Consider the following 16015-nt stretch of genomic DNA (forward strand, 5'->3'; position numbering starts at 1 on the left):
TTAACTAGAATGTCCTTTTTATTAAAGGATATATATGAAACAACTTCTCTCTGTTTTTAGTTCCATGAAAACAATGGTAATAATGATGCTTATTTTTGCATTTTCTGTTGGTTATGCAACATTTGTTGAAAATGATTACGGGACTATTACTGCAAAGGCAGATATTTACAATGCAAGATGGTTTGAGGTGCTTTTAACACTTCTAGCTGTGAACCTTATGTTAAATATGTATAAATTCAACATGTTTAGTATAAAAAAAGCCCCTATATTTATTTTCCATCTATCGTTTTTAATTATAATCATCGGTGCTGCAATAACTCGTTTTTATGGTTTTGAAGGAACTATGCATATTCGTGAAGGTTCAACTGCCTCAACAATGGAGAGTAAAGATACTTATTTTAATATCACTGCAACAGCAGGCAAAGACAAAGCTACCAGTTCAGATTCTGTCTATTTATCAAAAAAATCTACAAACTCCTTATCATCAACTTTAAGTGTTGGTGGCAAAAATGTACATGTAGAGCTTATTGACTATATACCAGATGCAATTGAAACCTTAGAAGAGGGTACTGATGGTGGTTTTGAAGTAGCTGAAATTATGATAACAGGTAATGGTTCTAGCGAATCAATCAAGCTTAAAAAAGGTACATACTATGAAAATAACTTTGTAGCTTTGGATTTTGCTTCTGGTAAAATGCTATTAAAACCAACTATATCAGTTTTTGAAGAGGGTGGAAAGCTTTATATGAAGCATGACATGCCTCTTAGCTGGATGAAAATGGATGGTGGTGCAAAAGGAGAGATGCCTCAAAGTGATAGAGATGAATTTGCTAGAAGAACACTCTTTGGTGTAGATGGTAGTAATTTTGTTTTGCGTAAGTTTTATAAACATGCGAGTGAGAAAATTGTCTCTAATCCAGAAGCTAAAGCTTCAAGACCTGGACAAGATGCACTAAAATTTAAAATTAGTGTAGATGATACATCAAAAGAAGTTGTGATTTTTGGACAAGCTGGAAGAATGGCACGTGAGTCTCACAATGAGTTTAATGGAGTAGATGTACATGTATCTTACGGTTCTAAAATAATAACACTTCCGTTTGGAATTAAACTAATAGATTTTCAGCTTGATAGATACCCAGGTTCAATGAGTCCGGCATCTTATGCAAGTGAAGTTGAACTGATAGATAAAGAGCAGGATGTTAATATGCCATATAGAATTTTTATGAATAATATTTTAGAACATCGCGGATATAGATTTTTTCAATCTTCATACGATCAAGATGAAAAAGGGACAGTTTTGTCCGTAAACAATGACCCTGGAACACTTCCAACATATATAGGTTATTTTCTTTTAGGTTTAGGTATGTTTTGGTCACTTTTTTCAAGAGGCAATAGATTTTCAAAACTCTCTGAAAAAGCAAAAAAAGCAAGTGAAGCAAAAACTTTAGGCTTATTGCTCTCTATTGGACTACTGTTTAGTGTAACGCCATCTTATGCTGAAGATATAAGCCCAGCTATTAAAACTATACTATCATTGGATAAAGAGCATTCAAAAAAGTTTAGTCAGTTAATTGTTCAAGACAGTGCTGGAAGAATGAAGCCAATGGATACTCTTACAACTGAAATATTGGCAAAAATTCATAGAGGTTCATTTGTGAAAGTTGGAAATCAAAAATTGGATTCTAATCAAGTTGTACTTGGAATGATGATAAGACCTGATATCTATAGAGACGTAAAAATTATTAGAACAAAAAATGAAGTAATAAATAAAATGATTGGTTCAAAAGCAGATTCAAAATATGCTTCATTTTCTCAGTTTTTTGGAGATCCTGATAATTTACGTGATTATAAATTGGCCAATGCTGTTGATACAGCAGTTAGAAAAGAGCCAAAGCATAGAGACTTGTTTGATAAAGCAGTTTTAAAAGTTGATGAACGTGTTAATATATCTTATTCAATATATTCTGGTAATCTTCTACAAATTTGGCCTAAACCAAATGATGTTAATGATAAGTGGTTCTCAACAATAGATGCACTACAAACATTTACTCCAGATAATGTAGAACGTGTTAAAACTATTATCTACAGCTATTTTTCAACACTTGACAAAGCAATGGTGAGTGGAGATTGGAGTGAGGCAAATATTGAAATAGGGAAGATAGTTGAGTATCAAAAATTTTATGGTGCTTCAATACTCCCATCTAAAAGTAGAATTAAAGCGGAAGTTTTCTACAATGAAGCAGATATATTTGAAACTATTTATCCTATATACCTTTTGATGGGTTTTATACTTCTTATTTTGAGTTTTACTAAAATTTTAAAACCAAGTTTTAATTTGGCTATTTATTCGAAAATCTCTTTACTAATTCTTGTTGCTCTTTTTGCATCTCATACAGTTGGACTTGGTTTAAGATGGTATATATCAGAGCATGCACCATGGTCAAATGGGTATGAGTCTATGGTTTATATAGCTTGGGCAACTGTTTTAGCCGGATTTATCTTCTCTAAACGCTCAACTATGACTATGGCTTCAACTGCAATATTAACTGGGCTTATACTGTTTGTTGCACATCTAAATTGGATGGATCCTCAGGTTACAAACTTAGTTCCAGTGCTAAACTCATACTGGTTAAGTATTCATGTATCAATAATTACAGCAAGTTATGGTTTTTTAGGTCTAGGTGCACTTCTTGGATTTATTACAATACTACTCTTTGTTCTTAAAAATGAAAAAAACGAGAAACATATTTCTCTATCAATTAAAGAATTAAATGCTATTAATGAGATGAGTTTAATGGTAGGTTTAGTGCTTCTAACTTTTGGAAATTTCCTAGGCGGTGTTTGGGCAAATGAGTCTTGGGGTAGATACTGGGGTTGGGATCCAAAAGAGACTTGGGCTTTAGTGACTATTCTTGTATATGCAGTTGTAATTCATCTTAGATTTATTAAGTCTATATATAGTGACTTTAACTATAGTGTAATCTCTTTACTATCTTTTTCAACAGTTATAATGACATACTTCGGAGTAAATTATTACCTTGCAGGAATGCACTCTTATGCTAAAGGTGACCCAGTGCCTATTCCTGATTTTGTCCCTATTACTTATGCAATTATATTTGTGGTAATTGCTTTGGCGTTTAGAAACAGAAAACTCTCTTAAAAGGATAGGTGTGGACTTTAAAGGCTTCTCAAATAAAACACTCCCTTTTTTGAGAGCTATCCGCAGCAATAATAATAAAGAGTGGTTTGAAGCTCATAGAACAGAATATGACAATTATATTCTAACTCCATCACGCTCATTTGTAGAGGAGTTTGGCGAGCATCTTATGGCTCTTGAACCAACTATAAACTTTTCTCCTAAAATCAATAAATCACTTTTTAGAATTTATAGAGACACTCGTAGAATGGGGGCAAATAAAGAACCATTGAAGCATCGTATAGGTATTATCTTTTGGCAAGGTAATGGCAGCAGAATGCAGACATCATCTTTTTACATGCACTTTTCACCAGATGAACTTTTTGTTTCTGTTGGTGTTAGATGGTTTGAGAAGCCTATGTTAGATGCATACCGTGAATATATAAAAGACTCACGCAAGCGAGAGACATTAAATAGACTGCTTCACTCTTTGATGGATAAAGGTTATAGTGTGATTGAAAAGGGGTATAAAAGATACCCATCAGGTATAAATAAAGAGATGATGTATTCGCATCTATTTTTATATAAAGGGATGGCGACTTATAAAATTATAGAGCCAAATTTAATAGAAAATGGTGAGAAATTGATAGAAACACTTTATAAGATATATGAAGATATGTTACCATTACAACAAATTGTTTATGAAATAAGTTTGAGAGTTAAGGAGGAAGGCAAGTGAAAAAAGAAGCAGTAATTTTACTAAATATGGGCGGACCTAATAACCTTGAAGAGGTTGAAATATTTCTAAAAAATATGTTTGCAGATAAAAACATATTGACTATGAAAAGCAATCTATTGAGAAAGTTTATTGGGGGATTGATAGTCTTTAATAGAACAGAGAGTTCACAAGAGATATACAGACAGCTTGGTGGTAAATCACCAATAGTAGGACATACAAAATCTTTAGTAAAAAAACTTCAAGAGAGACTCGGAGGAAATGTAATAGTTGACTTTGCTATGCGTTATACACCCCCTTTTGTACCTGAAGTTATAGATAGAATTAACAAAGAAAAAGTTGAAAAGATATACTTGATTCCTCTGTACCCTCAACAATCAACTACAACTACAAAATCATCACTAGAAGACTTTGAAGAGAATTACCACAACAGTGAAGGTAGTGCTGTTTTAGTGGAAATAAAACATTTTTTTGAAAACAAAACATATAACAAAGCCGTAATTGAGAGAATAAAAGAGAAGATGGGCGGCGATAACTATAATGATTTTGATATTATATTTTCTGCACATGGACTTCCTAAAAAAATAGTAGACGCTGGTGATGTTTATGAGCGACATGTCAAAAAGCACGTAGAAATTTTAAAAGATATGTTAAAAGAAGAAAAAATGAATTTTCATGCTACTCATTTAGCGTACCAATCAAAGGTCGGACCATTAGAGTGGTTAAAACCGTCTTTGCAAGATAAACTTGAAACTGTAAGAAATAGGGGAATAATTATATTTCCAATAGCTTTTACTATCGACAACTCTGAAACAGATTTTGAGCTGGAGATAGAGTACAGAGAGATAGCAGAAGAGCTAGGTTTTAAAGAGTATAGAGTTTGTAGATGTCCAAATGATAGCGATCTTTTTGTTGATGCTCTTGAAGAGATATATACTAAGATGAAGTAGGATAGTTTATGAAAGTTGTTATTTTTGATATGGATGGTACTCTCTTAGATTCAAAAAAAGATATAACTATTTCTGTAAATAAAATAAGAGAGATACATTATAATATGCCTCCTCTTAGTGAAGAGTTTATAGTTGAAGCCATAAATATGGAGGTTAGAAATTTACCTAAACTTTTTTATGGTACTGAAGTTTATCACGAAAGAGATAGAAATGCTTTTGAAATTCATTATGCTATTCAGTGTATACAAAATCCATATCTTTATGATGGTATAAAAGAGACGCTTCTTGAGTTGGTTAATAAGGGGATAAAAATTTCTGTAGCTACTAATGCCCCCACTCCATTTGCTCTAAGAATGTTAAAACATTTAGGAGTATACGAACTTTTTGATGTGATTATAGGAGCAGATAAGGTGGCTATTTCTAAACCAAATCCTGAAATGCTTGAAAATATTTTAAATTTTTATAAGTTTAACAAGAGTGCTCATAAAGCCTGGATGGTTGGTGATAATTCAAAAGATATGCTAAGTGCAAGAAATGCTGGCATTGACTCAATATTTGCAACTTGGGGATTTAGCCCAATAAGTAATCATAGTTTAGTTGTAAGTAATCCAAAAGAGATATTAGATATTGTTTTATAAATTTTTATGATAGAATATATGCAGATTATAACAAGGAATTAATGTGCTTGATGCTGATTTAATAGTTGCTCTTGCGTTTATGGCAGTACTTTTTTTTAGACAGATTTATATACTAAAGCAGCCAAATAAAATAGATTATGCACCACTTATGATAGGGATAGGAGCTATTAGCAGTCTCGTTCATTTTATAATACATCCTGAAGTTATTGATACGCTTCTGGTATTAAGAGAGAGTCTTTTCCCTTTATTAATATCTATGTTACTTTATATTGTTATGAATGTATTTCACCAGACAAAGCAATCTCAGCTTGAAAAAACCCAATTTGAATTTACAAAAGCTTTGATAGAACAGATAACACAGCTAAAAGAGTTTGCTTCTGAATTAGAAAAGAAAATGATTTTAAATAAAAATGAAGATAGAGAGTCTCAACAAGAAATAAGAGAAAAATTTAAGCAAGATATAAAAGCACTAGATGCGATACAAATAAATCAAGGTAAGTTTTTAGATAAATTTTTAGAGATGGATGAGTGGCACAAGGATGTTTCAATAGCATTTGAAAATTTTACAGAAGTTCAACTACCATCTTTGGACGATGTAGTACATAAACATATAGATATACTTAGAATTGCTGAGCAAGACCACTTTAATAAAGTTAAAAACACCCTTGAAAAAGCTGTAGATAGTAGATATGATATGACAAAAGATATCGAAGAAATGAAGTATAACTTAGAGAGTATTGGTAATATTTCGCAAACAATAGCAAATAATATTACAAATCAAACGATTGAACAACTCTCACATGTAACGAAACCGTTCGAAAAGCAAATTTTATCACTTAAATCACATACCGAAGGTGTTGCTACATCTTTATATGAGGGTGAAAGTAAGCTTAGTGGCATTAAAGAGCAGAGTGAGATGATCATGAAGCAGATGATTTTATCATCAAAAAAGATGAGTGTATTAGAGGGACAAAATAGTTCTTTACATGATCTCTATGGCAGTATAAAAGAGCTTGTGAGTGATATAGAGATTGTAAAGGCTGAGTATGTAAAATCACAATCACAATTAAGCGTAATTGTAAATGATCTTAAGGTAGCTCAACTTAACGAGATGAATAGTGTGAAAGAACAGATGGAATCTTTGACATTGGAACTTACAGTAAAGATAGACAACTCCCTGGAAAAATTACACAAGCACTACAATATTGCAAATGAAGATATATCAAAAAGTGTTCAGTTTTTAGCTAAACAGGCTCAAGTTAAAAAAAGTTATTCTGACCTAGATAGATAATATTATTAAGACTGGGTATATAAAAAGTCCAATATATGGTAAAAAATTATTTATTGGTGCTAGCAATATCAAGCTCATTTCATGAGATAGTTCCCTTTTTATATATACCTGCTCTATAAGAATTATTTTAGTAGCTATATCTGCACTCTTAATAAAAAGTAAAATCATTGCAAAAGTGTTGTAATTGCTTAGTATTGCAAAACATATCGCAAATATAAATGTTGGCTGCATTATTAAAAATATAAAGACACTTTTAGAGTAATATTTATGCATGCGGATTATCATACCCATAATGCTAGGTGCTTTTTGCCAGCTTATTTCATAAACTTCAAGAAAAACAAAAAGAAGTATGTAGTTTAAAACTAAATCATTTATCATCTTGAAATTCTACAATAATTTTTGCATAATATAGTAAAAATTCAGAGAGCATAATCATACTCTTTAATTAAAACAATAATATAAAATAATATAAGAAAATATTTTAATACTAAAGTACTATATACATATAAATTAACTTATGATAACATCTAAAAATAATTATATTTTATGGAGGTGTGAGATGTCTACTGGTAAAGTTATAGGACAAATACAAGTATCGCTTGGTAATGTAAAAATTGTTGGTGTTGATGGTGTGATTCGCAACACTACGTATGACGGTTTAATGTATGAAGGTGAGCAGATAGTTAGTGGTGATCCTACGGCACTATTTCAGATTAAGTATGCAGCACTTCCAGAAGCAACTGCTTATGATGGTATATTTAGAGTCTTAGCTGATGGCTCAGTTATAGCCGGCATTGATGCTATGGATAGTATTGCTAGTGATGAGAACCTTATGGATTTATTAGAAACAGCAGCCGGAGAAGAAGGAATTGATCCAAGCTCTGCATTTATTCCAATTGATGTTGTTGCCGACTCTAGTGTGCAAGGTTTTACAAGAGGTTCAAATTCTGAAGTTTTGGGTGCGGATGGAATTGGTTCTGGAGCAGAGTTCTCAGATGATTTAAATGACTTCGCCCCAACTGCTTTGGATGCTGCTAATGTTGCTACAGAGGATGACTTAACTAATGTTACAGGACAACTAGTTGGTGCAGACGCTGATGGAAATGCTTTTACTTTTGTTTTAGTTGATGGACCTACAGAGGGAACCATTATATTAAACCCTGATGGAAGTTACATTTATAATGTTGCAGGTGATTTTCAAGATTTAGGAGTCGGTGAAACTAGAGATGTTACTTTTACATATAAAACTGTAGAGACTAATACTCCGGAAGGTTATGAAAGTGAATTAGCTACGGTAACTATTACAGTAACTGGTACAAATGATCAGCCTGAAATAACAAATATATATGCGAATGGAGAAGAAACATGGTTAATTGGAGCTTCTACAATTCAAAGTGATAATGACTCAGGAGAAGCTGGTGGGTATTACGATATAGATGGTGCATCAGTAGAAGCCATAAATACTCTATTTTATGTCGGAGAAGGTTCTGTAGAACTAAGTGATATTCCAAACCCAGTTGGTGATGAATATGACCCGACTGATGGTGCGGCTATGAAGTTTACAATGAATGTGGATGCAGGTGAAACTGTAACATTTAACTGGACTTTTAATGATGCAGAAGGATATGATAGTAATTATGAAGATGATGAGGGCTATAGAGATTTTTCTTTTGTTGTAATTGATGGTCAATCTATAGAACTATTAGCAGATACTTATTTTGATGGTAACACAAATAGTGGTGTGTTTACATATACATTTGAAAATGCTGGTCAACATGAGATTACATTTGGAGTTATGAATGATGATGATGAACAGGCTGATTCTAGTCTTCTGATTTCATATATATCAGGTGGAACAATAGTAAGCACTGATAGCGTTGGTTATGTTGAGAGTATGGATAATACACTATATGAGACACATGATAATATAGATATATCTGGTGTAGATGATACTCAAGATGAAGTACATAATATCTTTACGGGTGTATTAAGTGTATCGGATGTTGATGTTACTGATACTCATACTTTTGAAGTAGTTACAGGAACTGTATCTATAGATGGAGTTATTCAACCAGATGCATTAGCAATAATTTACTTTAATGATGAATCAGGAAACTGGGAATACAAAATTGAAGGAGACTTTAATTATTTAAGCGCAAATGAGAATGCTGTAGTAACATTTGACTATGTTGCTATAGATGACAGTGGTGTTGGACTCGGAGATGAGTTTAATGAACCTGAACGCTCAGAACCGGCAACTGTCACATTGACAATTACAGGGACTAATGACCAGCCGATAGTATCAGAAGTAGCCGTTGAAGCAGTAAATGAAGCTTTAGACGGCATGAATGTAAATGTGTTTGTAAATCAGTTGTCGGTAACAGATGATGACGTTAATGATACACACACTTTTCATATTGTAGACCCAGATGCCAATGAAGGAAATTTTTATGGAGGAGGGGGTACTCAAGGTGCTCATGATCCTCACATCCCAACTACTGTAACTGATGATTCAGGTGTCCCACTTGGGATTACCGCTACAGTAGAGATGACAGATATAGACAATGGTACATTCGAGATAGTTGGTGACTTTAATGCACTTGCAGTAGGGGAGAGTGCTACAGTTACATTCTCTTATGTAGCCATAGACAATAGTGATGGTGTAGGCGAAGCATCAGTTTCAGAACCAAAATTAGTTACAGTTACAATTTTGGGTACGAATGATCAACCGGTAGTTACAGACATAAATGCAAATACTATCGTTGTTGGGGAAGAACTTACTGATGTCCATGATATAGTCGAAAATGGTGAGGGGACAGTTGCATATACATATTTTACTGTTTATGAAACAACAACAGTTTCAATCGCAGCAAACTCAACTGGAAGTAGTTTTGTTGATCCTTATCTTTACGTATTTTCTAATGATGGTGATTTGACTGAGGATGATTATATAACACACAATGATGATTCTGGACCTGGTTATAATTCATTTCTTAGTGTAACACTTCAGCCTGGAGAATATATTGCTGCGGTGGGTGACTTTCCTCTAAACATTTCAGAAGCTGTGAACGGAATAAATAATGGTAATAACAGTGCAGGTGAGATAACCATAATATTTACTGCAGATTACGGTATATCTATACATGATTCTAATACGAATAATTCTCTCTTTTATGAATCTCACGACACTACTGATATTATAGGATTAGACGACACACAAGAGGATGTATATACAACATTCGTTGGTACTTTAGCAGTACAAGATGATGATGTTACTGATACTCATACTTTTGAAGTAGTTACAGGAACGATAGCAATTAATGGAGAGACTATTTCTGATGCATTAGCAACAATCTATTTCAATGAAGAATTAGGAAACTGGGAGTACGAAATAAGAGGAGACTTTAATTACTTAAGCGCAAATGAGAATGCTGTAGTTACTTTTGATTATGTAGCTATAGATGATAGTGGTGTTGGACTAGGAGATGAGTTCAATGAGCCGGAACGTTCTGAACCAGCAACTGTTACACTCACAATTACTGGATCAAATGATCAACCGATTGTAAGTAATGTTGTTCTTGGTATAGATGAAATAATCTACGAAACTCACGACACAAATCCTGCAGACAACTATAATGGAGAAGGGTATAATCCAGATTGGGATGGTGGTATTGGTCTAAATGACGAATACAGCAATGCCTTAAGAGGTACCCTGGTCGCGAGTGATGATGATATTAATGATACTCATATGTTTGATATTATTAATACAAACGGGGGCAACTTTACATCAACACTAGACACCCAAGCTGAAGGTTATAATACACATGTAGAGTATCCTGTATGGGATATTGACCTTCAAGATGGCGAATTAGATTTTCCAGTATCAGTTATGATTGAATCAACAGATATTGATGCTTCAGAGATTGATCTTTCATATATTAGACTATATAACAATGATGGTGCCGATAGCAGTACAGACTTTAAACTAGTTGGTAACTTCAATGCATTAGCCGCAGGTGAGACAGCAACTGTAACATTTACATACAATGCAACTGACAGCTCAAGCGGAAGTGAAGAGCCAAACCTATCAGAACCAAAAACAGTAACTATTACTGTGACTGGTACTAATGATCAACCGGTTGTGGAGAATGTTGTTCTTGGTATAGATGAAATAATCTACGAAACTCACGACACAAATCCTGCAGACAACTATAATGGAGAAGGGTATAATCCAGATTGGGATGGTGGTATTGGTCTAAATGACGAATACAGCAATGCCTTAAGAGGTACCCTGGTCGCGAGTGATGATGATATTAATGATACTCATATGTTTGATATTATTAATACAAACGGGGGCAACTTTACATCAACACTAGACACCCAAGCTGAAGGTTATAATACACATGTAGAGTATCCTGTATGGGATATTGACCTTCAAGATGGCGAATTAGATTTTCCAGTATCAGTTATGATTGAATCAACAGATATTGATGCTTCAGAGATTGATCTTTCATATATTAGACTATATAACAATGATGGTGCCGATAGCAGTACAGACTTTAAACTAGTTGGTAACTTCAATGCATTAGCCGCAGGTGAGACAGCAACTGTAACATTTACATACAATGCAACTGACAGCTCAAGCGGAAGTGAAGAGCCAAACCTATCAGAACCAAAAACAGTAACTATTACTGTGACTGGTACTAATGATCAACCGGTTATAGAGAATGTTAATTTAAATGATACTCAAGGTACCATTTATGAAACACGCGATAATACGACTTATTTTAACAATAGTGATGATACACAAAATGATACATATAGCTATATTGATGGAACATTAGCCACAGCAGATGATGATGTTAACGATGGGCATACCTTTATCTTAGCGGATATTACAGCAAGAGAGTTTTATGGTGTTCCTAGACAAGGGGCTGATACTCAAGATGTTAAATTTCAAGTTGTTTCTGAATATGCTGACGCTAGTGACCGTGTTGTTGATGGTTACGTTAAAATGGTTGTCGAATCAACTGATATTAATGTTGGACATATTGATGTTAAAGGAATCGTATTATTTGATAATGATCCTACTGATGCTACTCCAAATTCAACAGATTTCAAAGTATTTGGAGACTTCAATGCTCTTGGAGTAGATGAAACAGCAACAATTACTTTTAAATATTATGCACAAGATGATAGTGGTGTAAATGAGAATGGGGATGTAAATAACGAACCATCACTCTCAGAACCAAAAACAGTAACTTTTACTGTAACTGGTACAAATGATCAGCCTATTATTGATCATATTGAGACTAGGGATGTACTTGAGACTAACTTAGATTCAGTTACTTATTATGGAGAAGTTGCACCTGTTGATTTGACAGATGTAGCATCAGATCCAAAAGAAGGATCAGCACTAAAACTTGTTTTTGATACTGCTGATGGTGATACAGTGTCATTTGACTGGAATTTCATATCTGCTGATATGTTCCTAGATGCTGTTTCAGTTATGGTAGATGGTGTTATTGTTGGAACCGTTGACACACAAAGAAGCCTGACTTCTGGAACATATGAAACAGACCCTCTTAGTTCAGGTGAACATACAATTACATTTGTAGTTGTAAATGACAGACTTGATGATGGTAATACTGCCTATAATGCACAATTTGTTATCTCTAATGTTGTAACTGATGGTGTAATGCTTCCAGGAGAAGTATTTGGTGCTGTTGATAGAGTTGGTGGTACTTACACTTTATCTGCTAATTCAAATCTTCCAGTAGCTGATCTTGATGCGTTTATAGACCTTGAAGGTGTTACGTATGAAAATGCACACTTAAGTGGATCAATCGAAGAGTATTTGAATGGTGAGGATAGAGTAGATGGTATACATGTAAGTGATGATGATGACAATGATGGCTACTCTTACGTGGCATTTGCTGACAGAATTGTTGAATTTACAGAGACTCATGACGACCCAGGGACAGATGTGGACCTTATAACAACCCCTATCCGCGTAAGTCTTGATGCAGATGGTAACTACGATGTGATTAGTTCAAGTTTTGACAAGCTTGGAGATGGTGATAGTGTAACAATCACTTTTGATATTCGAGTAAGAGATGATAGTGGTGCTAGTGATAGAGGAACTGATCCTGATGAGGCAGCAGTATCAGAAGCAAAAACAGTAACTATCGTGATTAACGGAACTAATGATAGTCCGGTACTTGGAGCTATTAGCGCTGTGGAAATGATGGAGACTGATTTACAAGGTCTTCCATTTACTCAAGACCAAGCTTATCCAGAAAACTCTTATATTATTGGTACTTTACCTCCTGTTACAGAGTTGGTATCTGATGAAGATCTAAATGATACACATACATATGTAGAGTTTGGACAGTTTAGCGGACCTCCAATGTTTGTAAATGTTCTGGACGCTAATGGAGCGATTATGGGTAATGCTCAAATCAGACTAGATTCTGCAGGAGAGTATAGAGTTTTTAATCCATCATTTAATAATCTTGCCGCGGGTGAGACAGCAACAATTAACTTTGAAGTTAAAGTTACAGATGGAACTTCACTCGGTGAGAATCCAGAATCAAATGCTCAAGTCGTGACACTTACGGTAACTGGAACAAACGATCAACCAGTTGTTCAAGATGTACATATTGGTATAGCTGAGACATCTTTAGCTAATGTAGGTATCTATGAAGAAGCAAGATATGAAGGAACATTAACTTCAGCAGATGAAGATACTGCTAATACTAACCCTCACTATCAATTAGTAGGAGATGTAGAAGTTTCAGGCAACTCAGCTGGAATATTGGCTTCTCATGTAGTTGTTGCCTTATCAGGTGCAAGTTCAAATGGATGGAATACTACTGGAGACTATACTGTTACAAGCACGATGTTTAACGGTTTAGCAGCAGGTGAGACAGTTACAGTTAGTTTTGATTATAAAGCATCTGACTGGGAAGGTTTTTCAACAACAGGAGATGGAGTAAATGAAGCTTCTCACAGTGATGTTAAAACAGTAACTCTTACCATAACAGGCACAAATGATGCAGCAGTTCTCTCTGGAGATGTCGCTGGCGGAATTAATGAAGATTCTGTATTGACAATCGACGGGCAGTTATTAATTACAGATGAAGATGTAGGTGAAGCACATTATCAAACTGGATTTGATTTTGATTCTTCTTCAGACAATTCTGAATCATATGGTACCTTTACGATTGATACAAATGGCAGATGGACGTATTCACTAGATAATGCAAATCATGGCTCAGAGATTCAAGCACTGCATGCTGGAGAAACAATTACTGAAGTGTTTAATGTTTATTCTCAAGATGATACTACTCATAGTAATCCGCAGTTAGTTACAATTACAATAGAAGGTGCAGAAGATGGACCGGTTGCGGTTTCTGAGACTATTACTAAAGTAGCTGATCATGTTGACATGACTAGTATACCTAGTTACGAGGATGGTGATATTACAGCAATGACATTCAACTCTTTATTCCCATATTGGACGAATGAAAATGCTGAAGTTGTAGTACGTGGTAATGGCACATATGCAGTTGATGATCAAAATGAGGTAAGAATTTTTTGGTGGTCTGTTGCTGATGCTGATAAAGAAAATTTTATTGATAGCAAAGGCTTATGGAATGAAGGAATTATTTTTAATTTTAATCATATAGTAAGTGAAGCTACAATAGTTCTACATAATATTGATAATCATGATAATGTGGCAATTGCACTTTATAATGGAGATGATTTTATTAAATTTGTAGATGCTTCCAATGTAGCTCCAAATAACCAAGTACTTACAATTGATGAGGGTTTAACATTTACTGGGGTTAGAATCTATGCACTTGATACTATTAATGGAATAACGGATTTTACAGTTGATTCTGTTGTTGGTTATTATGAATATGAAACAATTAATCCTTTCATAATAGAAGAGGAGACATTATTAGCAAACGACACTGATGCTGAAAACGATGATTTAGATATAATTTTTGTTGATAGTCTGTTGATTCCAGTTGGAGGAGGTGCAGCTATTGGCACGGTGACTCTTGTGGATGGAGATGTTCTAATAACTCCAAATTCAGGAGTAGAATTTACAGACCCTGTTAACGAGTATGCCACATTTAATTATACTATATCTGATGGTAATGGTGGAATTGATACAGCAACTGCTACTATCAATATAAGACTAGGTACTTTAGAAGAAGGTGAAGCATATTCTGATATTGAAAATGTTCTAGTAATTGATGATAATGGCTTACTCGATTTAACAAATGTTACAAATATAGATGTAATTCAGTTAGGTGAAGATGCTACGCTAGTTGGAAGTGGTGCTCTTGATGCTATTAATGCTAATGATGTATTTACAGCAACAGGGGATGATAATACACTAGTTATCACTGCATTAGATAATAACGCAGCAGATCAGGTCAATGTAGATACAAGCTCATTAACACCTCAAGGAGATACTAATATTGGTGGCGTAGACTATGCTCAGTACGGCGATGGAACATCAACATTGTTAATTGAGATTGATCCTCCAATAGATATGCCATAATGTACAAATATGTTAACATGTAACAATATTTGTTGCATGTTAACTACTATTTAATTTTCTTTATTTTAGAATGATTACTTAAATTTTAAGGCGAGGGAGACTCTGTCGGTTACTCCGGCTTTTTCAAAAATGTGACTAATATGACCTTTAACGGTTGAGAGGGCGATCTTTTGTTTTTGTGCAATCTCTTTATTTGATAACCCATCAGCAATCATTAGTGTAATGTCTCTTTCTCTTTCTGTTAAGAGCGAAAAGAAAGAAGGTTCATTTTTATTATGACTTTGGACATATTTATTAATAATATAACGTGTCAAATTAGAAAAAAGCCAATTATTACCACTCTCTACACTACTTATCATTTTGAGTAAATTATCTTTATCTATGTATGAATTTTCATACCCTTTAATACCATTTCCCAATAAAGTTGAAGCATGATGTACTTCAGGTACAGCATTAAAGAGTAGAATATTTGCAAACTTGTAAGATTTTAGTTTTAATAATGCATCTTGAATATTGGAAACACTCATCTCATCTAACATGACAATTGAAGAGTCACTATTTTTATCTAAATAATCTGTTAATTCATAAAAATCTTCTATATTTAATAATTGATATGAATTTACGAGAGCTTTCTCCCAATGTTTTCTAATTGAAGACATATTTGTAAATAGTATTATTTTTTTCAT

Annotated in this window: 8 protein-coding genes; 6 read left to right on the forward strand and 2 right to left on the reverse strand. The window is 34.0% G+C overall.

Translation table 11 applies throughout. The features are described from left to right. Positions 1–34 precede the first annotated feature (34 nt). Genes HUE87_RS05485 through HUE87_RS05505 form a run of 5 tightly spaced genes read left to right on the forward strand, consistent with a single transcriptional unit; the run spans position 35 to position 6751 of the window. Positions 35–3160 carry a cytochrome c biogenesis protein CcsA gene (locus HUE87_RS05485; RefSeq protein ID WP_194367717.1) on the forward strand — a complete coding sequence of 1042 codons (3126 nt, stop codon included), beginning with the start codon at positions 35–37 and terminating at the stop codon, positions 3158–3160. A gap of 10 nt (positions 3161–3170) precedes the next feature. After that, on the forward strand, positions 3171–3875 hold the full coding sequence (locus HUE87_RS05490) for a TIGR02453 family protein (protein WP_194367718.1): 705 nt from the start codon (positions 3171–3173) through the stop codon (positions 3873–3875). Next, a complete protein-coding gene (gene hemH, locus HUE87_RS05495) occupies positions 3872–4822 on the forward strand; it encodes a ferrochelatase (RefSeq protein ID WP_194367719.1) in 951 nt (316 codons plus the stop codon). The genes HUE87_RS05490 and hemH overlap by 4 nt, the downstream gene beginning before the upstream one ends. 8 nt (positions 4823–4830) lie before the next feature. Further along, entirely contained in the window at positions 4831–5460 is a 630-nt protein-coding gene (locus tag HUE87_RS05500) for an HAD family hydrolase (protein ID WP_194367720.1), read from the forward strand. Positions 5461–5503: 43 nt separating this feature from the next. After that, positions 5504–6751: a hypothetical protein gene (locus tag HUE87_RS05505; RefSeq protein ID WP_194367721.1), complete on the forward strand. Its 1248-nt coding sequence runs from the start codon at positions 5504–5506 to the stop codon at positions 6749–6751. Here HUE87_RS05505 and HUE87_RS05510 read toward each other — a convergent pair. Continuing rightward, positions 6740–7129, reverse strand: coding sequence for a hypothetical protein (locus tag HUE87_RS05510; protein WP_229855242.1), 390 nt, complete (start codon positions 7127–7129; stop codon positions 6740–6742). The two genes, HUE87_RS05505 and HUE87_RS05510, sit on opposite strands and share 12 nt — an antisense overlap. A gap of 181 nt (positions 7130–7310) precedes the next feature. Here HUE87_RS05510 and HUE87_RS05515 point away from each other — a divergent pair, with 181 nt between their 5' ends. Next, positions 7311–15329 (forward strand): VCBS domain-containing protein, encoded by an 8019-nt coding sequence (locus HUE87_RS05515; RefSeq protein ID WP_194367722.1) that lies wholly within the window; start codon positions 7311–7313, stop codon positions 15327–15329. A 74-nt stretch (positions 15330–15403) separates the two neighbouring features. Here HUE87_RS05515 and HUE87_RS05520 read toward each other — a convergent pair whose 3' ends face one another. Further along, positions 15404–16015, reverse strand: a complete 612-nt coding sequence (locus HUE87_RS05520; RefSeq protein WP_194367723.1) for a response regulator transcription factor — start codon at positions 16013–16015, stop codon at positions 15404–15406.

The organism is Candidatus Sulfurimonas marisnigri (assembly GCF_015265475.1).
In the GTDB taxonomy this organism is placed as follows: Bacteria; Campylobacterota; Campylobacteria; order Campylobacterales; family Sulfurimonadaceae; genus Sulfurimonas; species Sulfurimonas marisnigri.

Bases quoted from the DNA above. Each gene is read 5' to 3' on its own strand.
- HUE87_RS05485 (WP_194367717.1), top strand. From the start codon at position 35: ATGAAACAACTTCTCTCTGTTTTTAGTTCCATGAAAACAATGGTAATA.
- HUE87_RS05500 (WP_194367720.1), top strand. From the start codon at position 4,831: ATGAAAGTTGTTATTTTTGATATGGATGGTACTCTCTTAGATTCAAAA.
- HUE87_RS05510 (WP_229855242.1), bottom strand. From the start codon at position 7,129: ATGATAAATGATTTAGTTTTAAACTACATACTTCTTTTTGTTTTTCTT.
- HUE87_RS05515 (WP_194367722.1), top strand. From the start codon at position 7,311: ATGTCTACTGGTAAAGTTATAGGACAAATACAAGTATCGCTTGGTAAT.
- HUE87_RS05520 (WP_194367723.1), bottom strand. From the start codon at position 16,015: ATGAAAAAAATAATACTATTTACAAATATGTCTTCAATTAGAAAACAT.